At 60.9% G+C, this 17,839-nt stretch carries 20 protein-coding genes; 10 read left to right on the forward strand and 10 right to left on the reverse strand.

From position 1 onward, the window contains the following. Positions 1 to 2: 2 nt before the first annotated feature. The gene (gene purD / locus AAC126_RS17455; protein WP_339855681.1) at positions 3 to 1,283 is read left to right on the forward strand and encodes a phosphoribosylamine--glycine ligase; all 1,281 of its coding nucleotides are present in this window, start codon (positions 3 to 5) and stop codon (positions 1,281 to 1,283) included. A gap of 142 nt (positions 1,284 to 1,425) precedes the next feature. Beyond that, positions 1,426 to 3,219, forward strand: a complete 1,794-nt coding sequence (locus AAC126_RS17460) for a GGDEF domain-containing protein (protein WP_339855683.1) — start codon at positions 1,426 to 1,428, stop codon at positions 3,217 to 3,219. Positions 3,220 to 3,237: 18 nt separating this feature from the next. Here AAC126_RS17460 and AAC126_RS17465 read toward each other — a convergent pair whose 3' ends face one another. The 3 genes from AAC126_RS17465 to AAC126_RS17475 all read right to left on the reverse strand — a co-directional run bounded on the left by AAC126_RS17465 (position 3,238) and on the right by AAC126_RS17475 (position 6,680). Next, on the reverse strand, positions 3,238 to 3,513 hold the full coding sequence (locus AAC126_RS17465; RefSeq protein WP_339855684.1) for a hypothetical protein: 276 nt from the start codon (positions 3,511 to 3,513) through the stop codon (positions 3,238 to 3,240). Between the two features lie 128 nt (positions 3,514 to 3,641). After that, entirely contained in the window at positions 3,642 to 4,574 is a 933-nt protein-coding gene (locus AAC126_RS17470; protein ID WP_339855717.1) for a diguanylate cyclase, read from the reverse strand. A gap of 105 nt (positions 4,575 to 4,679) precedes the next feature. Further along, the gene (locus AAC126_RS17475; RefSeq protein ID WP_339855686.1) at positions 4,680 to 6,680 is read right to left on the reverse strand and encodes an acetoacetate--CoA ligase; all 2,001 of its coding nucleotides are present in this window, start codon (positions 6,678 to 6,680) and stop codon (positions 4,680 to 4,682) included. A gap of 163 nt (positions 6,681 to 6,843) precedes the next feature. On the opposite strand from AAC126_RS17475, the gene AAC126_RS17480 reads away from it, so the two are divergent. Together AAC126_RS17480 and AAC126_RS17485 are read left to right on the forward strand one after the other, a co-directional pair. Continuing rightward, positions 6,844 to 7,389: a GNAT family N-acetyltransferase gene (locus AAC126_RS17480; protein ID WP_339855688.1), complete on the forward strand. Its 546-nt coding sequence runs from the start codon at positions 6,844 to 6,846 to the stop codon at positions 7,387 to 7,389. 170 nt (positions 7,390 to 7,559) lie between these two features. Continuing rightward, positions 7,560 to 8,540 (forward strand): DMT family transporter, encoded by a 981-nt coding sequence (locus AAC126_RS17485; RefSeq protein WP_339855690.1) that lies wholly within the window; start codon positions 7,560 to 7,562, stop codon positions 8,538 to 8,540. Positions 8,541 to 8,546: 6 nt separating this feature from the next. Here AAC126_RS17485 and AAC126_RS17490 read toward each other — a convergent pair whose 3' ends face one another. Continuing rightward, positions 8,547 to 9,044: a DUF3429 domain-containing protein gene (locus AAC126_RS17490; protein ID WP_339855692.1), complete on the reverse strand. Its 498-nt coding sequence runs from the start codon at positions 9,042 to 9,044 to the stop codon at positions 8,547 to 8,549. A 122-nt stretch (positions 9,045 to 9,166) separates the two neighbouring features. Here AAC126_RS17490 and AAC126_RS17495 point away from each other — a divergent pair, with 122 nt between their 5' ends. Next, positions 9,167 to 9,928 carry an SDR family NAD(P)-dependent oxidoreductase gene (locus AAC126_RS17495; protein ID WP_339855694.1) on the forward strand — a complete coding sequence of 254 codons (762 nt, stop codon included), beginning with the start codon at positions 9,167 to 9,169 and terminating at the stop codon, positions 9,926 to 9,928. Between the two features lie 101 nt (positions 9,929 to 10,029). Here the strand turns inward: AAC126_RS17495 and AAC126_RS17500 are convergent, their stop codons facing one another. The 3 genes from AAC126_RS17500 to AAC126_RS17510 all read right to left on the reverse strand — a co-directional run bounded on the left by AAC126_RS17500 (position 10,030) and on the right by AAC126_RS17510 (position 12,096). Next, the gene (locus AAC126_RS17500; RefSeq protein WP_339855696.1) at positions 10,030 to 10,782 is read right to left on the reverse strand and encodes a hypothetical protein; all 753 of its coding nucleotides are present in this window, start codon (positions 10,780 to 10,782) and stop codon (positions 10,030 to 10,032) included. A gap of 123 nt (positions 10,783 to 10,905) precedes the next feature. Continuing rightward, positions 10,906 to 11,631 carry a Sir2 family NAD+-dependent deacetylase gene (gene cobB, locus AAC126_RS17505; protein WP_339855698.1) on the reverse strand — a complete coding sequence of 242 codons (726 nt, stop codon included), beginning with the start codon at positions 11,629 to 11,631 and terminating at the stop codon, positions 10,906 to 10,908. 9 nt (positions 11,632 to 11,640) lie between these two features. Further along, the gene (locus tag AAC126_RS17510; RefSeq protein ID WP_339855700.1) at positions 11,641 to 12,096 is read right to left on the reverse strand and encodes a nucleoside deaminase; all 456 of its coding nucleotides are present in this window, start codon (positions 12,094 to 12,096) and stop codon (positions 11,641 to 11,643) included. 77 nt (positions 12,097 to 12,173) lie between these two features. Between AAC126_RS17510 and AAC126_RS17515 the strand changes: the two genes are divergently transcribed. The 5 genes from AAC126_RS17515 (at position 12,174) to AAC126_RS17535 (ending at position 15,533) form a co-directional block, all read left to right on the forward strand. After that, positions 12,174 to 13,295 carry a pseudouridine synthase gene (locus tag AAC126_RS17515; protein WP_339855701.1) on the forward strand — a complete coding sequence of 374 codons (1,122 nt, stop codon included), beginning with the start codon at positions 12,174 to 12,176 and terminating at the stop codon, positions 13,293 to 13,295. After that, positions 13,246 to 13,818 (forward strand): 16S rRNA (guanine(966)-N(2))-methyltransferase RsmD, encoded by a 573-nt coding sequence (gene rsmD / locus AAC126_RS17520; RefSeq protein WP_339855703.1) that lies wholly within the window; start codon positions 13,246 to 13,248, stop codon positions 13,816 to 13,818. The genes AAC126_RS17515 and rsmD overlap by 50 nt, the downstream gene beginning before the upstream one ends. Positions 13,819 to 13,845: 27 nt before the next feature. Further along, positions 13,846 to 14,316: a GFA family protein gene (locus AAC126_RS17525; protein ID WP_339855705.1), complete on the forward strand. Its 471-nt coding sequence runs from the start codon at positions 13,846 to 13,848 to the stop codon at positions 14,314 to 14,316. 96 nt (positions 14,317 to 14,412) lie between these two features. Further along, positions 14,413 to 14,826, forward strand: a complete 414-nt coding sequence (locus AAC126_RS17530; protein WP_339855707.1) for an antitoxin Xre-like helix-turn-helix domain-containing protein — start codon at positions 14,413 to 14,415, stop codon at positions 14,824 to 14,826. Further along, positions 14,823 to 15,533 carry an RES family NAD+ phosphorylase gene (locus tag AAC126_RS17535; protein WP_339855709.1) on the forward strand — a complete coding sequence of 237 codons (711 nt, stop codon included), beginning with the start codon at positions 14,823 to 14,825 and terminating at the stop codon, positions 15,531 to 15,533. The genes AAC126_RS17530 and AAC126_RS17535 overlap by 4 nt, the downstream gene beginning before the upstream one ends. A 31-nt stretch (positions 15,534 to 15,564) precedes the next feature. Here the strand turns inward: AAC126_RS17535 and AAC126_RS17540 are convergent, their stop codons facing one another. The 3 genes from AAC126_RS17540 to AAC126_RS17550 form a co-directional block, all read right to left on the reverse strand. After that, positions 15,565 to 16,449, reverse strand: coding sequence for an ABC transporter ATP-binding protein (locus tag AAC126_RS17540; protein WP_339855711.1), 885 nt, complete (start codon positions 16,447 to 16,449; stop codon positions 15,565 to 15,567). Further along, positions 16,449 to 17,198, reverse strand: a complete 750-nt coding sequence (locus AAC126_RS17545; RefSeq protein WP_339855713.1) for an ABC transporter ATP-binding protein — start codon at positions 17,196 to 17,198, stop codon at positions 16,449 to 16,451. The genes AAC126_RS17540 and AAC126_RS17545 overlap by 1 nt, the downstream gene beginning before the upstream one ends. After that, positions 17,195 to 17,839: branched-chain amino acid ABC transporter permease (locus AAC126_RS17550; RefSeq protein WP_339855715.1), on the reverse strand; the 645-nt coding region annotated here is incomplete at its 5' end. The genes AAC126_RS17550 and AAC126_RS17545, both read right to left, overlap by 4 nt.

Here is a 17,839-nt window from a genome sequence, read left to right on the forward strand (position 1 = left end):
TATTGGTCGTCGGATCGGGTGCGCGGGAACATGCCTTGTGCTGGGCCATTTCGGCTTCTCCGCTTTGCGATCAGCTTTATTGCGCGCCGGGTAATGCCGGGATCGCCACTGTCGCCGAATGCGTCGAGGTAAAGGCCGAGAATGTCGACGGTGTGGTGCGTTTCGCCAGGGAGCAGGCCATCGACTTCGTCGTGGTCGGCCCGGAAGCGCCGCTCGTCGCCGGTCTGGTGGACAAGCTGGAAGATGCTGACATCAAGGCCTTCGGGCCGAGCGCCGCCGCCGCCCAGCTCGAAGGCTCCAAGGCTTTCACCAAGGGGATCTGCGACCGGCACAATATCCCGACCGCCGCCTATGCCCGCTTCACCGATCTGGAAGCGGCGAAGGACTACGTCACGAAAATGGGCGCCCCCATCGTCATCAAGGCGGACGGGCTGGCTGCCGGCAAGGGCGTGACCGTCGCCCAGACCGTCAATGAAGCGATCTCCGCCCTTGAGGATGCCCTCGCCGGTGGCGCCTTCGGTGCGGCCGGTGAAGAAGTGGTGATTGAGGAATGCCTGATCGGCGAGGAAGCCAGCTTCTTCGCACTCTGCGACGGCAAGACCGCGTTGCCGCTTGCCACCGCCCAGGACCACAAGGCTGTCGGCGATGGCGATACCGGACCGAACACGGGCGGCATGGGTGCCTATTCACCCGCCCCGGTGATGGATGAGGCCATGGTCCAGCGGGTGATGAAGGAAATTGTCCAGCCGACCGTCGACGGCATGGCGGCCGAGGGCATGCCCTTCAAGGGCGTGCTGTTCGCCGGGCTGATGATCACGAAGGACGGCCCCAAGCTGATCGAACACAATGTCCGGTTCGGCGATCCCGAATGCGAAGCGCTGATGATGCGGCTGATGAGCGACATCCTGCCGGCACTGATTGCCTCTGCGGACGGTCAGCTCGACCATATCACCCTGCGCTGGCGGCCGGAGAGTGCGCTCTGCGTCGTGCTCGCCTCGAAGGGCTATCCCAATACCTACGAGAAAGGCACGCTGATCGCCGAACTCGCGCCGGACAGTGACACCGTGACCACGTTCCATGCCGGCACCGCCCGCACGGACAAGGGCGTTCTGCTCGCCACCGGCGGCCGCGTGCTCGTCGTGACCGCCCTGGGAGAGAGCGTTACCGCTGCCCAGGCCCGGGCCTACGAGACGGTCAAAGCCATCAAATGGCCGCACGGTTTCTACCGCCGGGATATTGGCTGGAGAGCAATTGCCCGGGAAACAGGCAGCGTTGATAAGTAAAATTTTCCAAAAAACAAACAGAGTTCTTAGATTTCATTCATTTAACATTCACATACAAAAGGATTTAAAATTCCTCGGAATGAAATAGAAAGCACAGTAATATCCGCATCTTCAGTCCTCAGGGCGAGTTTTAGTGCTTGATATGAACTCAGCAGTTGCAACGCCTGCTCTCGGTGTCGAGATTGTTGAAGCATTCCCGCCTCTGGAAGATATAGTTCACGGGGTCAGCCACGCGTTTCAGCCAATCGTCCACCTCGACACCGGCCTGACGCACGGCTTCGAGGCCCTGTTGCGCGGCACGGACACGTTAGGCTTCAAAAGCATTGCCCAGCTGTTTGATCTGGCTGCCGAGAACGGCGTCGTGGAAGAGCTTGAATCGCAATTGCTGACCAAGGCCCTGAACAATTTCGCCACTCTCTCCTGCGCCGAAGGACTGCATCTGTTCTTCAATATCGACGCCCGCAGTCTGCCCGAGATCGGCCGCAATATTCCGAAGACCCTGAATGACATGGCCGCTCTCGGCCTCTCCAGCACGCAGCTCTGCCTTGAAGTCTCCGAGAAATCGGACATCTCGCAGGACAGCGCAGCCACCCAGGCCCTGCGCGAAGCCCGCGACAAGGGCATCCAGATCGCGCTGGACGATTTCGGCGAAGGCTATGCACGGCTGCGATTGCTGCATGAAGAACACGCCGAATATGTGAAGTTCGACCGCTACTTCATCAACAATGTCGCCCGCGACCCGAAGAAGAAGCTGTTCGTTTCCAGCCTGATCGACATGTTCGAGGTTCTCGGCATCCAGACCATCGCCGAAGGCGTGGAAACGGACGAGGATCTGGCCAGTTGCCGGGAACTCGGCTTCGACATGGTGCAGGGCTATCTCGTTGCCCGGCCGACGCTGGACCACGAAAGCCTGAGCCGGAGCTACGAAAGCCTGATATCGGCCCGGCGGCGCGACCGGCGCTCCCAGACATCGGACAAGCATCTGCTTAGCGAGCAGATCGTCGATGTGCCGACCCTCAGCATCGAAACACCGATGCAGGATGTTTTCGACGCTTTCCGCACCAACGAAAGCGCCCGCCTGTTTCCGGTGCTCGATGCCAATCAGCGGCCGCTCGGCATCGTGCGGGATGCCGATCTCAAGGCCTATGCCTTCTCGCCCTACGGCAAGGATCTGATCGTGAACCGCAGCTTCGGCAAGCGGCTTGGTGATTTTGTCCGCCCCTGCCCGGTTGCGGATATTCACACCCAGGCGGAGCGCATCCTGCAGATCTACAGCCATAACGATGCGCTAAACGGGGTGATCATTGTCGAGAATGCCCAATATGCCGGCTTCCTCGACAATTCATCGCTGCTGCGGGTGCTGAACGAGAAGAATCTGATCACCGCCCGGGAAATGAATCCGCTGACGAAGCTGCCCGGCAACACCGCCATCTCGGACTTCATCGCCGATGCATTGACCGAGGACGATCAAACGCGGGCGCTGCTGCATTTCGATTTCGATAACTTCAAGCCGTTCAACGATACCTACGGCTTCCGCCAGGGCGACCGCGCCCTGCTGCTCTTCGCGGAGACTTTGCGGCAGGTCTTCACCGGCCAGGAATTTTTCCTCGGGCATATCGGCGGCGATGACTTTTTTGTCGGCGCTTGCGGCCTGCCTCCGACAGAAATCAGCCAGCTCGCCTATGAAGCACGCAAGCAGTTCGCCGTTGATGTGGAAAGCTTCTACGACAAGGAAGCCCGCGAGCGTGGCTCGATCGAAGCGCGCGGGCGGGACGGCAATCTGCGCTCCTATCCGCTTCTGACCTGCAGCGCCGCCATGCTGGTGGTCGATCCCGGCGAACACCAGTCGGATCTGGAAACCGTCCTGACGGCATTCGCTGAACTGAAGAAACGGGCGAAAGAGGAAGGCGGCTTCGCCTTCCATCAGATTCAGTAAGCCAAATTAAACAGGCCGTCAGAGACTGCTTGTCGGCTTGCCGAAGATCTTCTCGAACGCGGCCTTGATCTCCTCGCGCTCTTCCTCGGTAAAATCGACCATCTCGTCGATGAAGTCTTTCTGCTCCCGCAGCGAGCGCTCACACATTGAATGGAAGATATCCATCAGGACGCGAAAGGCACTGAAGCGTGGGTTTCCGACCGGATCGGAGCGCACTTCGAACACCGAGATAATGCCGCCCATCTTGCGGACCATATGGTCCAGTTCGGCAGTTCTGCCCTTGTCGAGTGCCACAATGGTTCTCCCTTAAGCCGGATGAGATGACTGATTAAAGTTAAAAGCGCGTCATCATACCCAGCGCGCATGATGCGGCAATCTCATTCCCCGCCATTGCCCATGCCCCGGGAATACGCAGTGCCGCTTCAGATCAGCTCGGCGGTCCAGACCACAACCTGATCCCGGCCGTTATTCTTGGCCTCATAGAGCGCCCGGTCCGCCCGCTCCATCAGCTCGTTCAGCTTACGCCGCGGCACGAGCTGCGCCACACCGAACGACACGGTCACGAAAAGCGGATCAGCATTATCGATCGGCACAGGAGTCTCGGAAATTGTCGTGCGCACCCGGTCGAGGACCCGGCGCGCATCCTCCGGAGCCGTATCCGGCAGACAGATCAGAAACTCCTCGCCGCCGAACCGGTAAATCGAATCATAAGGCCTGAGCGTGTCCTCGATGATCCGGGTCACCCGGGCGAGCACCCGGTCGCCTGCCTGATGCCCGTATGTATCGTTGACCGACTTGAACCGGTCGATATCGGCAATGGCGATTGAGCAGGGACGGCCGCTGCGCCGCATCCGCTGCTGCTCGCGCATCAGCTCTTTTTCCATGGTCATGCGGGTGTTGGTGCCGGTCAGCGGATCGAGATCGGAAAGCGCCGCCCGGAAGGCGCGGGCCATGCGGCCTGCCTGCTCGTTGAAGCTGTCGATCTTGTGCAGCAGCGCGTCATATTCCTCGGTCGGAATCCTGTCATCCTTCCAGCCCCGCACGGCGAGGATGGCAGCATGCGCGTAAAGCCCCTGATGCATCCCGACGAGCATGGCAAAGGCAGGTTGCGAGAAAATGTCGTCATCCCGATGGGTGGAGTACCAGCGGCCGAAGCGGCTCATCCGATGTGCGTCTTCCGTCACGACTTCCGGATCGGGGCGCAACTGGCAGACCAGCGCCCGGTGAAACAGGGCAAGCCATTGCCGCGTTTCTTCCATCGCGGCCTCGAGCTCGCGCACGATTTCCTCAAGCTGACGGCGGGACAGCGCCGCGTCCGTCGCCTGCTGCTGCGCGGAAGTATCCTGAGCCGAGATCGTACTATTCCTTCGTTATACCGTGCCGATCCCATGCCCCGGTCAGAGCCTATCGGCTCTCACCGGCACAACCAAGCCCAATGAGCGAAATGTTTAACCGGTCGTTCAGCCGGCCAGTTCAGGCCGGTTCTCATAAAGTTTCAGCGCTTCCGGGTTAGCCAGCGCCTCGACATTCTTCACCGGACGGCCATGCACCACGTTACGCACGGCCAGCTCGACGATCTTGCCGCTCTTGGTCCGGGGGATATCGGCAACCGCGATGATCTTGGCCGGCACATGGCGCGGGGATGCGCCCTTGCGCACCGTATCCTTGATCTTCTTCGTCAGCGCATCATCCAGGCTCACGCCTTCAGCCAGACGGATGAACAGCACAACGCGGACATCGTCATCCCAGTCCTGCCCGATGACGAGCCCTTCCAGCACTTCCGGCAGCTTTTCGACCTGGCGGTAGATCTCCGCCGTGCCGATCCGCACACCACCCGGATTGAGCACCGCGTCGGAACGGCCATAGATCACCATGCCGCCACGCGGGGTCAGTTCCACATAATCGCCGTGGCACCAGATGTTGTCGTAACTCTCGAAATAGGCGCCCTTGTACTTGGCGCCGTCCGGATCGTTCCAGAACATGATCGGCATGCAGGGGAACGGACGGGTGCAGACCAGCTCGCCCTTCTCGCCGACCACCGGCTTGCCATCATCGTCGAACACATTGACCGCGAGGCCGAGGCCGCGGGTCTGGATTTCGCCACGCCAGACCGGGCCGACCGGATTACCCAGCACGAAGCAGGAGACGATGTCCGTGCCGCCGGAGATCGAGGAAAGCTGGATGTCCGCCTTGATCGAACGGTAGACATAGTCGAAGCCTTCCGGCACCAGCGGCGAGCCGGTCGAGGTCATCGCCCGCACGGTCGAGAGATCGTGGGTGTCCTTCGGCTGCAACCCGCCCTTGTTCAGCGCGTCGATATATTTCGCCGAGGTCCCGAACAGGGTCATCTCCTCCGCATCAGCATAGTCGAACAGGATGTTGCCATCCGGATGGAACGGGTTGCCATCATAGAGCAGCAGCGTCGCCTCCGACGCGAGGCCGCTGATCAGCCAGTTCCACATCATCCAGCCGCAGGTGGTGAAGTAGAAAACCCGGTCGTCCTTCTTCACGTCGCTATGGAGCTGATGCTCCTTCAGATGCTGGATCAGCGTGCCGCCGATGCCATGCACGATGCATTTCGGCACGCCCGTGGTGCCGGAAGAGAACATGATATAGAGCGGCTCGTTGAAGCCCATGCGGGTGAAGGAAATGTCGCCCGCCTGATAGGCGCCGGTGAAATCCGCATAGCTGACCGCGCCCTCGATATCCCCGATCGGCGGCTCCTCACGGGTATAGGGCACGATGACCGTTTTCTTCACCGTCGGCAGTTCGGCCAGAATCCCGGCTATCTTGTCCAGCGTGTCGAAGCTCTTGCCGCCGTAATAATAACCCTCGACGGCGACGAACACAGTCGGCTCGATCTGGCCGAACCGGTCCAGCACGCCGCGAATGCCGAAATCGGGGGAGCAGGATGACCAGACGGCGCCGAGGCTGGCGGTCGCCAGCGTCGCGATGATGGTCTCCGGCATGTTCGGCATGAAGGCCGCGACCCGGTCGCCGGGGCCGACGCCTTCGGCTTTCAGGGCCTGGACGAATTTCGAAACCTCGTCATAGAGTGCGGCAAAGCTCATCCGCCGCTTCACCTTGTCCTCGCCCCAGAACACGATGGCATCCGCGTTGTCGCGCCGGCGCAGCAGGTTTTCGGCGAAGTTTATCTTCGCATCGGGGAAGAAGGCCGCACCCGGCATCTTGTCCCCGTCCTTCAGGATAACGTCGCTGCCCTTGTCGCCGACAATCCCGGTGAAATCCCAGACCGCGTCCCAGAAGCTTTCCAGCTCCGTCACCGACCAGTCGTAGAGGCTGTCGTAATCCGTCAGGCCTGCGCCGCGCTCGCGGTTCACGAAGTCGATGAAACGGGTGATGTTCGCCCCGGCGATCCGCTCGGCACTCGGCTTCCAGAGCGGTGTGCTGTCTGTCGTCATGTCTCTCGGCGTCCCCTGCTTGTCCGCATCCCTTACCATCGCGCCATTCCCGGCTGGCGGCCGGTTGGCGTCTTGATTATTCCCTTCATCCTATAACGATGGCTCGTGCCAGCGGCAATGCTGCAATGCGCAATCCGCTCTGGTGATCTCCGTGGCGAGCCGGTCTAGAGTCGCCATCGCATCATTTTCGTGGACCCGCGCCATGGCAGTAACAGAGAAACCGGACGATATCGAAATCAGAACGGCCACCGCAGAGGAGGCCGTCGAGATTGCCCGTTTTCACGTGAAGATCTGGCGCGAGACCTACAAGGACATGGCGCCGGAAGAAGCCGTGCGCGTGCTGAATGAAGACCGCCGCCTGCCCGGCTGGATCGAGACCCTCTCCTCGACCGACGACACAAAGAGCACACTGCTCGCCCTCATCGGCGGCACGATTGTCGGTCTGGTCAGCTATGGGCCTCCAACATCCGAAATCTTCGGCGACAGGGGAGAGATCAAGCATCTCTATGTCGATGGCAGCCAGCGCGGCCGGGGCCTCGGGCGGCGTCTGCTCAAACAGGCCTTTCAACGGATGGGAGAGGCCGGCTTCAACGGCGTCGGCCTGTCCGTGGTCACCGAGAACACGGCGGCGCGGCATTTCTACAAATCCCTTGGAGGAGTGGAGCATGCCGAATTCCAGGATCCCGGACCGATCTGGAAATCCAGCAACATCCTTGTCGTATGGCCCGCCGAAACCGGAGCACGCTGACGGAAAAATCGTGCCGGACCAAGACCATCCGGAGCCGTTAAGGCCACCCGCGCCCATGACCGGCAAGGCAGCAATGCGCAATCAGCGCTGGTAGAGAACGCGCCGGAGCGTATCCTGACAGCCTTCCGAAGATTATGGACATGGCGCGGTCGAGCGCCTGCAGATTTCCCATGGCGCTCGCCGATACATCGCTGTCTTCCCGCTTCTCCGCCCTGTCACCGAACACGCAAGGCGCGCTCTGGATCGTCGTCTCCTGCGTGCTCTTTTCCATCATGCAGGCAGAGGTAAAGCTGCTCGGCGCACGGCTGGACACATTCCAGATCGCCTTTTTCCGCTGTGCCTTCGGGCTGATCGTCATCCTGCCCTTCATGGCCAAGGCCGGCCCCACCGTTTTCAAAACCGAACGCCCCCTGGCCCATCTGCTGCGTGGCTGCCTCGGCGCCGGCGCGATGGCCTGCGGCTTCTATTCCGTGACCCACATGCCGCTGGCCGACGCCACGGCGATCAGCTTCGCCAAGCCGCTCTTCATGATCGTGCTGGCCGTGCTGTTCCTGAACGAGCAGGTCCGCTGGCGGCGCTGGACGGCAACCGCCGTCGGCTTCGTCGGCGTGCTCATCATGGTCCGGCCCGGCTCCTCCGAGATCGGCTTCGCCGCCGGTGTCGCCCTGCTCGGCACGCTGTTTGTCGCGCTTGTCGTGGTCGTGGTGAAGAAACTCAGCACAACGGAATCCCCGCTCACCATTCTCTTCAGCTTCGGCATCATCTCGACCTCCATCATGACCATTCCGGCCATCCTGGTCTGGCAGCAGCCAACCTGGACCGAGATGGGAATGATGCTTGCCGTCGGCGCTCTCGGCTCCGCCGGGCAGGCCTGCGCGGTCAAGGGCTTCAAGATCGGCGAGGCGACGGCCGTGGTGCCGTTCGACTATTCCCGGCTGATCTTCGCGGGCTTCATCGGCTTCTGGCTATTCGGCGATATTCCGGGACTGCATACGCTGGGCGGTGCCGCGCTGATCGTCACCTCGACGCTCTACATCGCCCGCCGCGAGGCAAAGCTCGGCAAGAAGCCCCTGCGCAACAAGACCGATCATCATCCGGTTGTGCTGGTTGGTGATGAAAAGCCGGACACCGCCGAAACGAAGGCCCGCTAGTCCGGCCTAGAATGACCCGGTCACACCACTGACAACCGCATTGGCGAGTGCGATCAGCACGAAGAGCGTCAGCCACTTCCTGAGTTTCGCATACCATTCCGGAAAGAAACCGGCATGGCAGGCGCGTACATCGATGAAATAGGCAAGCGTCACACCGAGCGCGATCAGCAGCAGGCCGAAGAACGGCCCAAGCAGCGTGGCGATCCAGGCGATCAGCGCCGGTACCACGCTCCAGCCGTAGCGGGCCCAGGCCGCCCGGTCCATTTCCTCCTCGTCCTCTTCCCGCGCCTCTTCCAGCTCGCCCTGCCACATGGCGGCGCCCCAATGCACCGCGCCGAGGAAGGAGAGGATCGCCGCGCCATAGGTGATCAGGCTGTCGATCAGCACATAGCCGTACAGCGGGTCCGTCAGCCAGATCGGCAGGGAAATCACATAAAACGGAATAAGGCCGCCAAGACCGAGGATCAGGGCGGGGCGGGGCACGTCTTGGAACGAGGGCAGCATCGCAATTGATCCCCTTGCCGCGCTGGACGCGCGGGCGGCTTTCGGTTTCACTGCGCCCCGTTATACCGTTCAAGCATCCGGCCAGCAAAGGCCGGACCCGAAAGCACCGGAGGAAACAGGACATGCAGGTTCAGGGGCAAGCCGCGATCGTCACGGGCGGCGGCAGCGGGCTCGGCGCGGGCACCGCGCGCGTACTGGCGGCAGCGGGCGCGAAGGTCGCGCTGTTCGACGTCAATGAAGAGGGCGCGCAGAAAGTCGCGGCCGAGATCGGCGGCATCGCCGTGCCATGTGACGTTTCCGACGCCGCCTCCGCCGAAGCGGCCATCGCCACAGCCCGCGAGGCCCATGGCCCGGCCCGCATTCTGGTGAACTGCGCCGGTATCGCGCCCGCCGAACGGATTGTCAGCCGCAACGGCCCGATGCCGCTCGACAATTTCCGCAAGGTGATCGAGGTCAACCTGATCGGCACCTTCAACATGATGCGCCTCGCCGCCGCCGACATGCAGGGCATGGACCCGTTGGAAGACGGCGAACGCGGCATCGTCATCTCCACCGCCTCGGTCGCCGCCTTCGAAGGCCAGATCGGCCAGAGCGCCTATGCGGCATCGAAGGGCGGCGTGCATGCGCTGACCATCGTCGGTGCACGGGAATTCGCCAAGGTGGGCATCCGCTTCAACACCATCGCGCCCGGCCTGTTCGGCACCCCGATGCTGCTCGGCATGCCACAGGACGTGCAGGACAGCCTCGCCGCCACCGTGCCCTACCCGTCCCGCTTCGGCACGCCGGAGGAATACGCGAAGCTGGCGATGGCGATGATCGACAATGTCATGCTGAACGGCGAAACCGTGCGGCTGGATGGCGCTATCCGGATGCAGCCTCGATAGTCTCTATCTACCGCCTTATAGCCGTCGTCCCGGCTTTCTAATCGGGATGACGGTCTAATCAAAAATAGTTATTTTCTAGTACAAATAAATTATACGAAAATTCATAAACTTATTTCCGGTAAGATCGAATTTTCCCAATTAGCCTTTACACCTCCATACCATTCCGCAATGCGCATTATCGTCGCTCTAGAAATTTGTACAGAGTGTTTCCTTTCTTCCCCTGAAATTGAAATTATTTTCCCATGCCTTGCTTCCCCGCCTACGACTTTAAGAAAATTATAATATCTATTTTCAATTTTTAATTCTCTTTCAAAAAAATCAAATGATTCTTTTTTATTTTTTATGTATTTATCGTGAATAAGCTGATTTCCAACGCTTTCAATAGCACGATAACAAAAGAAACCCGTGTCCCCTGGAATTAAAATTGCTGATCGAATATCCGCGCATGCTCGAACTAATAAGGGGCGGCGTAATATCTCAACTGAGACTGGAAGTTCTGTCATCTCTCCAGGTTTTAATTCTTTAGCAACCCCCGGAAATGTAATCGGAAAAACAAGCGCCCCACCATTGTATGACACCGATTTTATTTCAACGGTGTACCCGATAGCAAAACTTAAGCCAGCCACATCAAGAATACTTTGAGCAAATGCTGCGATTGAATTTCTTAGCGTCCACAAATCATTAACTGGAAATTTCGAATTACATTCACAAATTATCTGATTAGCGAAAATGTGCATTGCACACTCCACCATTTCTTCATTTGCATCAGCTATAGCACTGAACTCTAGCTTGTCGGGCAAATTACAGGGGGCTCTTTCCGGCAAAACAGTCCCAGCATAGACATATCTGTTCATATTTCGCCTTACGGTTGCTTTTTGCAAAAAAATCGTCCGTTATTCTATTATTTTGAATTCACTTTGATCAATTCGATAGGTGAAAAATCAAAATGTATTATGGCGATGATGCTATGCTGAACTTCAAATCCCGCCCAGCAGCTCTTCCACATAGGCCGGCACGATCTCGCTGGCCGGGCCGTAGCGTTTCTCGGCGAAGAGCGTGGCGCCCTCTGACGGCTCAAGGTTGAGCTCGATCGTGTGGGCGCCGTGCATGCGGGCTTCCTGGACGAAACCGGCTGCCGGATAGACGTTGCCGGAAGTGCCGATGGAAATGAAGAGATTGGCGTTGGAGAGCGCTTCGTAGATCTCTTCCATATAGAGCGGCATCTCGCCGAACCAGACGACGTGCGGGCGCAGCGTGCCCTCCTCGTTTGTCGTCGGGTTGCGGCTTTCCAGCGTCAGGTCATCCCGCCAGTCGAAGATCTCGCCGGTCCGCTCGCAGCGGGCTTTCAGCATTTCGCCATGCATGTGCAGCAGTTTTGATGAGCCCGCCCGCTCGTGCAGATCGTCGATATTCTGCGTGACCAGCAGCACATTGCCCTGCCAGGCTTGTTCCAGCTTCGCCAGCGCCGCATGGGCCGCGTTCGGCACCACGTTGCTGTCCATCAGGGAACGGCGGCGGGCGTTGTAGAACGCGTGCACCATCACCGGGTTGCGCAGATAGCCCTCCGGCGTCGCCACATCCTCCAGATTGACTTTCGACCAGATGCCGTCCGCGTCCCGAAACGTGTCGAGACCGGATTCCTTGGAAATACCCGCGCCGGTCAGGATGACGATGGAAGCATCGGGAGAGAGATTGAGCTGCATGGGAGGCTCCTAGCGGCGGTCCTGGAAGAATTTGCGAAGAAGATCACCGGCCCGGCTTTCCTCCACCCCGCCGACCACCTCCGGCGCGTGATGGCAGGTCGGCTGGCTGTAGATCCGGGGGCCATGCTCGACCCCGCCGCCCTTCGGATCGTAGGCGCCAAAGACCAGACGGCGGATACGGGCGAAACTGATGGCCGTTGCACACATCGGGCAGGGCTCCAGCGTCACATGCAGATCGCAGCCGATCAGCCGCGGCGACCCAAGCGTCACCGCCGCTGCCCGGATCGCCAGGATCTCCGCATGCGCGCTCGGGTCGTTCAGTTCCTCCACCCGGTTACCGGCAACGGCAAGCACCGCGCCGTCCGGGCCGGTCACCACCGCGCCCACCGGAACCTCGCCCCGTGCAGCAGCCGCTTCCGCTTCGGCCAGCGCCCGTGCCATAATTGTCAGATGTTCAGTCTTCATAGCTTCATACCTAGCGGGAAGCGGTATTGCATCCAAGCCGTTTGCATCCTGACGCGTCCGCGCGTAAGACCTGCTTCATGAGCGATTTCAGCGAAATTTTCACCGAAGACCGTGGCCCGGAACGCATTGCCAAACGGCTGGCCCGGGCCGGACTCTGCTCCCGCCGCGAGGCGGAGCAATGGATTGCTGACGGACGGGTCGAGCTGGACGGCGAAGTCCTGACCAGCCCCGCCGTCACCGTTACCGGGGAGTCGAAGATCCGGGTCGACGGCAGGGCCTTGCCGGTGATCGAGCCGACACGACTCTGGCGCTTCAACAAGCCGCGCGGCGTGGTGACGACGAACAAGGACCCGGAAGGCCGGGAGACCGTGTTCGACCGGCTACCGAAGGATCTGCCGCGCGTGGTCACGGTCGGCCGTCTCGATTTCGATACCGAGGGCCTGCTGCTACTGACCAATGACGGCGCCCTGTCCCGGCTGCTGGAATTACCGTCGACGGCGTGGCTGCGGAAATACCGGGTCCGGGTCTATGGCTCCATTACCGAGAAATCGATTGCCCTGCTGAAGTCCGGCCCGACGGTGGACGGCATCAAATACGGCTCGGTCACGGTCGAGCGGGATATCGAGGGCAAGTCGAACACCTGGCTCACCCTCGGCATCCGGGAAGGCAAGAACCGCGAGATCCGCAAGCTGATGGAGCATGTCGGCCTCAAGGTGAACCGGCTGATCCGGGTCTCCTACGGCCCGTTCCAGCTCGGCGACTTGCCGGAGGGCGAGGTTCTGGAAGTCCGGCAGGCCACGCTGAAGGAACAGCTCGGCATCCGCGAGGAGAAGACCGGCACCGCGAAAGCGAAGACGAAAGCGCCGTTCAAGGGCACACGCGGCCCCGCGCCGAAGGACGGTGCAGGAAAAGACGGAACAGCGAAGCCCTCGGGCGCCGGCAAACCCAGAGGCGCTCCAAAACCGGGCGGTGCCGTCAAGGTCAGCGGAGCCGGAAAGCCCGGAGCCACCGGAAGGTCCGGAGCCACTGGCAGATCCGGCGCTCCCGGGAAGGCCGATGGCGACAGAAAGCCCTCGACGCGTGGCGCGGCAAGCAAGCAGAATATGAAACGGGACGCGTCCAAGGCCGGCCCGGCTCGAGGAGACAAGAATGCGGATCGTCGCGGGCAAAAATCGCGGAACCAAACTCGCCGCCCCTGAGAACTGGAACACACGGCCGACCGCCGACCGGACACGGGAATCCCTGTTCGGCGTCCTTCAGGGCGGCAGGCTCGGCGATGTGCTGACGGATGCGCTGGTGGTGGATGTCTTCGCAGGCACCGGCGCGCTCGGCCTCGAGGCCCTGTCACGCGGGGCGACGGAAGCCGTGTTCATCGAAAACGACCGGGAAGCCGTCCAGGCGCTGCGGGAAAATATCGCGCGGCTGAAAGTCACTGACGCGGCTATCGTGATCGAGGGCGACATTCTTTCCCTGCATCGCACAGCGCCGCGTCCGGCCGGTCTGATCCTGATGGACCCGCCCTATAATAGCGGCCTTGCCGCACCTGCGCTCGACCGGCTGCACAAAGGCGGCTGGATCGATGGCGAGACGCTGATCGTCGTCGAATGCGAGAAATCGGAGCAGCTGGAAATTCCGGAATGGCTGGATGTGCTGGATAACCGGCGCTACGGCAAGGCCCAGATCAGCTTCCTGCGCCCGGACATGTCCGGCGGCGCCGACTGAGGAAACACCGTCAAGGGAGATTGCACCATGCATCTCGAGGGGTCCTGCCATTGCGGCGCCGTCCGCTTCAGCCTGGAAAGCAAGCATCCCACGCCGTTCAATCGCTGCTACTGCTCGATCTGCCGAAAAACCGCGGGTAGCGGCGGCTATGCCATCAATCTGTCCGGCGACTTCGAAAGCCTGAAGATCGAGGGCGCGGAGAGCATCGCGAAATACAGCGCCGTGATCGACGGCGAGACCAGCCAGGCCGAGCGCAGCTTCTGCAAGACCTGCGGCTCCGCCCTCTGGCTTTGGGACCCGCGCTGGCCGGAGCTGGTGCACCCGCAGGCCGGCGCCATCGACACTCCACTCCCCACCGCGCCGGAACTGACGCATCTGATGCTCGAGGCAAAGCCGGACTGGGTGCCGCTGGAAAAAGGCGTGCATGACCAGTGCTTCGATGCCTATCCGGAGGAAAGCATCGAAGACTGGCACAAGAGGCTTGGGCTGGAACGCTAGAGTCCATTCCGCAAGGCCGGCCCGTCCTTCATGCCAGAGTCATATCATTGCCATATGGCGTAAAATATACTATATTGCGCCATATGGAGATTTCCGATGATCAGCCTGCATCCAATAGCAACGGAACCCGCTGAATTCCGCATGGCCCCCATCACGGACGAAGAGGGCGCGGCGCTCTTCCGAGCAGCCGTGAGACTGTTCGCGCATTGGGATCTGACGGACGAGGACGCGGCAACCCTGCTTGACCTTGCCCCCCGTACCTATGCGCGCTGGAAGACCGGCAAGACCGGACGCCTTGGCCGGGACCAGAAAACCCGGCTGGCGACAGTGATGGGTATCCATAAAAGCCTGCGCATCATTTTCACCGACCCGGCACGCGGATATGCCTGGATCGGCAAGCCGAACGACGCTTTCGGCGGTGAAAGCGCGCTTGATGTGATGCGCCATGGCGACATGACCGACCTGATACGGGTACGGGACTATCTCGATGCCGAACGCGGGGCCTGGTGAAGGACGTTCCCGTCAGTTCCGTTGCCTGGACCGGCGCCCGGCGCATTATCCGGTCTCTCCACCCGCCCATTGATTTGTTTGAGGATATTGCCGACCCCGAAGACTGGGCGCTTCTGATATCCGCCGAGCAGAAGTCCAATCCGCGTGTTCTGGAAAGTGTGGGCCGACTCGACCTCGTGCCGCCACAGAGGCGCGTTTCAGGTCCCGGAGCCTCTTTCCTCATGGCGCCCTTCACCCATGCCAGCACGGACAGGCCAAGCCGGTTTTCCGCTGGGCAGTACGGCGTTCTCTATGCGGGCGATTGTTTCGAAGTCGCCCTGTTCGAGACCATCCACCATCACGAGCGGCTGATGCGCGCGACGCACGAAGAGCCGGGCTGGACATCCCAGTTCCGGGAACTTTTGCTAAACATCGATGCCTCGCTTGCGGATCTTCGGCTCGACCGGGAACGGTTCGCACTGGAACTTGATCCAGACTCCCATGCCGCCGGACAAGTCTTCGGAAAACACCTCAGGGAAGCGGGCCGGGACGGGGTTGTCTATCCAAGCGTCCGCTACCCCGAGGGAAGCGCGGCTGCGCTTTTCCATCCGGATCTGGCGTCCCTGCCAGTACAGGGACGCCACCTCGATTATCACTGGAATGGCGAGGCCGTCGATCTGGTCCGCGATCACGCGCGAAAGCAGGTGTTCCGCGTCAAACGGTCATGATCGCCACGCCTTTCGCCATCATTCCCCGCCACTAGCCTCCGAGGAACAGCCGCCCGACTTCCGGGTTCGCCAGCAATTCCTCGCCGGTGCCTGCCATCGCCGTCTGGCCCGAAACCAGCACATAGCCGATATCGGCAAATTCCAGGCCCTTCTTGGCGTTCTGCTCGACCATCAGGATGGTCTTGCCCTCGACCCTTTGCAGGTCGTCCAGGATCTCGAACACCATGTCGATGAAGCGCGGCTCAAGGCCGATGGACGGCTCGTCCACCAGCAGGATTTCCGGCTCCATGACCAGTGCCCGGCTGATTTCCAGCAGACGCCGCTCGCCCCCGGAAAGCACCTTGGCCTGGTGGTTTCGGCGGGCGGCAAGGCGGGGATATTTCTCGAAGATCCGCTCCGCCGCTTCCTTGGCTTCCGTGGAGGTTTCCTTCAGATAGCCGCCCATCCAGAGATTTTCCTCCACCGTCATGCCGCCGAACACGGACTTGTCCTGCAGGATGTAGGCGATGCCCGCATTCTTCAGTTTTTCGTTCGAGGAGAGGTGGGTGACGTCCTTGCCGCCGACAGTGACGGAGCCGGAGAAGATATTGGTGAAGCCGAAGATCGAGTGCAGGATCGTCGACTTGCCCGCCCCGTTCGGGCCGATCAGGCAGCAGGATTGCCCCTTGCCGACCTTGAGGGAGAAGTCGTGCAGGATTTCCATCTTGCCGTAACCGGCCTTCAGCTTGTCGATTGTGAGATACGGATCCGGCCCGGCCAGCGCATCGATCCGGGCCTGGTCCGGGCCGTCGGCGATGGCCTCGACTTGCCGGACCACATCCTCGACGGAAATGACTGTCTCAACGCCCCCCTTGCCATAGCCGCTGATGCGCGTCTCGCTCACCGTCACACTCACGGTTTCTTCCTTGTCGCTCATCAGTGGGCTCCCAGATAGGCTTCGACCACGCGCGGGTCGTTCTGAACCTCTTCCGGCGAGCCGGTGGCAAGCAGCTCTCCATGAGCCAGACAGGAGATCCGGTCCGCCAGGTTCATGATCACGCGCATATTGTGTTCGATGACGAAGAGGGTGATGCCGAACTGTTCGTTCGCCCGCTTCAGCCGGTCGATCAGGCCGTTGATCAAGGTCGGATTGATGCCCGCCGTCGGCTCGTCCAGCAGCAGGACCTTCGGCCGGTTCATCAGCGCCATGGCGAATTCCAGCAGCTTTTGCTGACCGAAGGACAACTCCCCCGCGACCAGGAACCGCTTCTGGTAGAGCCCGACGAATTCCAGCAGCTCCTCGGCAAAGGCCTCGGTCTCCCGGTCATGCATGGAGCCGAACATGGAGCCGAGGCCCTCTTCCCGGTGCGAGACCGAGATCAGCATGTTCTTCATGCAGTCCATCTTCGAATAGATCCGGGTCTGCTGGAAGGTCCGGAGCAGGCCGAGCCGGGCGATGTCCGGCACCCGGAGTTTGGAGATCTCCTTGCCCTTGAACTTGATCGAGCCTTCGTCGATCGGGTGATAGCCGACGATCGAATTGAACAAAGTGGTCTTGCCCGACCCGTTCGGCCCGATCAGCCCGGTGATGCCGCCCTCGGCGACATCGATGCTGACATCCTTGTTGGCGATGACCCCACCGTAACTTTTGGAGACGCCGCGCACCTCGATTAGCGATCCGCTCATTCCGCTGCCTCCGTCTGTCCGGCCCGGGTCATTTTCTCATCCACAGTCACGCCGAACAGAGCCGGCCAGCGATCCTGCGCCCAGCCGAGAATGCCCTGCTGGAAATAGACAATATTGATGATGATGATCGCCCCCAGCGCGACCCACTGCCAGCCGAGCAGATGGGTCCAGGTCACTTCCTTGACGATGTGGAACAGGATGGCGCCAAGCACCGGTCCCCAGACCGTGCCCTTGCCCCCGACCAGGGCCATCGCCACCATGAAGATGCCGAAGGTCGCCGTCGGGAAGGCCACTTCCAGCGGCTCAATGAAACCGGACATGTTGCCGAAAATCGCCCCCGCCACGCCCATGAAGAAGGCCGCGATCATCCAGGCGATGACCTTGTAGCGGTTGGTGTGGATACCCATCGCCTCGGCCTTGTCCTCGTCGTCCCGGATGGCGTTCACGGCCAGGCCGAAGCGGGTCTTGTAGATCACCCGGATGATCATGTGCGAGACGATGGCGAGGACGAACAGCATGACATAGAAGACCAGCGAGCCCGCCCCGGCCGCACCGGGGAAAACCGGCATGGAAATACCGCTGCCGCCGCCGACATAGCGCCAGCCGCTGACCAGTTCCGCCACGGCCACGGCAAGGCCGAG

Origin of the sequence: uncultured Nisaea sp., assembly GCF_963974195.1 — a bacterium.
GTDB lineage: Bacteria > Pseudomonadota > Alphaproteobacteria > Thalassobaculales > Thalassobaculaceae > Nisaea.

What these genes read in the sequence shown, in the direction of transcription:
- AAC126_RS17460 (WP_339855683.1), top strand. Translation starts at nt 1,426, where the DNA reads ATGAACTCAGCAGTTGCAACGCCTGCTCTCGGTGTCGAGATTGTTGAA.
- AAC126_RS17475 (WP_339855686.1), bottom strand. Translation starts at nt 6,680, where the DNA reads ATGGTAAGGGATGCGGACAAGCAGGGGACGCCGAGAGACATGACGACA.
- AAC126_RS17480 (WP_339855688.1), top strand. Translation starts at nt 6,844, where the DNA reads ATGGCAGTAACAGAGAAACCGGACGATATCGAAATCAGAACGGCCACC.
- AAC126_RS17485 (WP_339855690.1), top strand. Translation starts at nt 7,560, where the DNA reads ATGGCGCTCGCCGATACATCGCTGTCTTCCCGCTTCTCCGCCCTGTCA.
- AAC126_RS17490 (WP_339855692.1), bottom strand. Translation starts at nt 9,044, where the DNA reads ATGCTGCCCTCGTTCCAAGACGTGCCCCGCCCCGCCCTGATCCTCGGT.
- AAC126_RS17495 (WP_339855694.1), top strand. Translation starts at nt 9,167, where the DNA reads ATGCAGGTTCAGGGGCAAGCCGCGATCGTCACGGGCGGCGGCAGCGGG.
- AAC126_RS17500 (WP_339855696.1), bottom strand. Translation starts at nt 10,782, where the DNA reads ATGAACAGATATGTCTATGCTGGGACTGTTTTGCCGGAAAGAGCCCCC.
- cobB (WP_339855698.1), bottom strand. Translation starts at nt 11,631, where the DNA reads ATGCAGCTCAATCTCTCTCCCGATGCTTCCATCGTCATCCTGACCGGC.
- AAC126_RS17510 (WP_339855700.1), bottom strand. Translation starts at nt 12,096, where the DNA reads ATGAAGACTGAACATCTGACAATTATGGCACGGGCGCTGGCCGAAGCG.
- AAC126_RS17515 (WP_339855701.1), top strand. Translation starts at nt 12,174, where the DNA reads ATGAGCGATTTCAGCGAAATTTTCACCGAAGACCGTGGCCCGGAACGC.
- rsmD (WP_339855703.1), top strand. Translation starts at nt 13,246, where the DNA reads ATGCGGATCGTCGCGGGCAAAAATCGCGGAACCAAACTCGCCGCCCCT.
- AAC126_RS17525 (WP_339855705.1), top strand. Translation starts at nt 13,846, where the DNA reads ATGCATCTCGAGGGGTCCTGCCATTGCGGCGCCGTCCGCTTCAGCCTG.
- AAC126_RS17530 (WP_339855707.1), top strand. Translation starts at nt 14,413, where the DNA reads ATGATCAGCCTGCATCCAATAGCAACGGAACCCGCTGAATTCCGCATG.
- AAC126_RS17540 (WP_339855711.1), bottom strand. Translation starts at nt 16,449, where the DNA reads ATGAGCGACAAGGAAGAAACCGTGAGTGTGACGGTGAGCGAGACGCGC.
- AAC126_RS17545 (WP_339855713.1), bottom strand. Translation starts at nt 17,198, where the DNA reads ATGAGCGGATCGCTAATCGAGGTGCGCGGCGTCTCCAAAAGTTACGGT.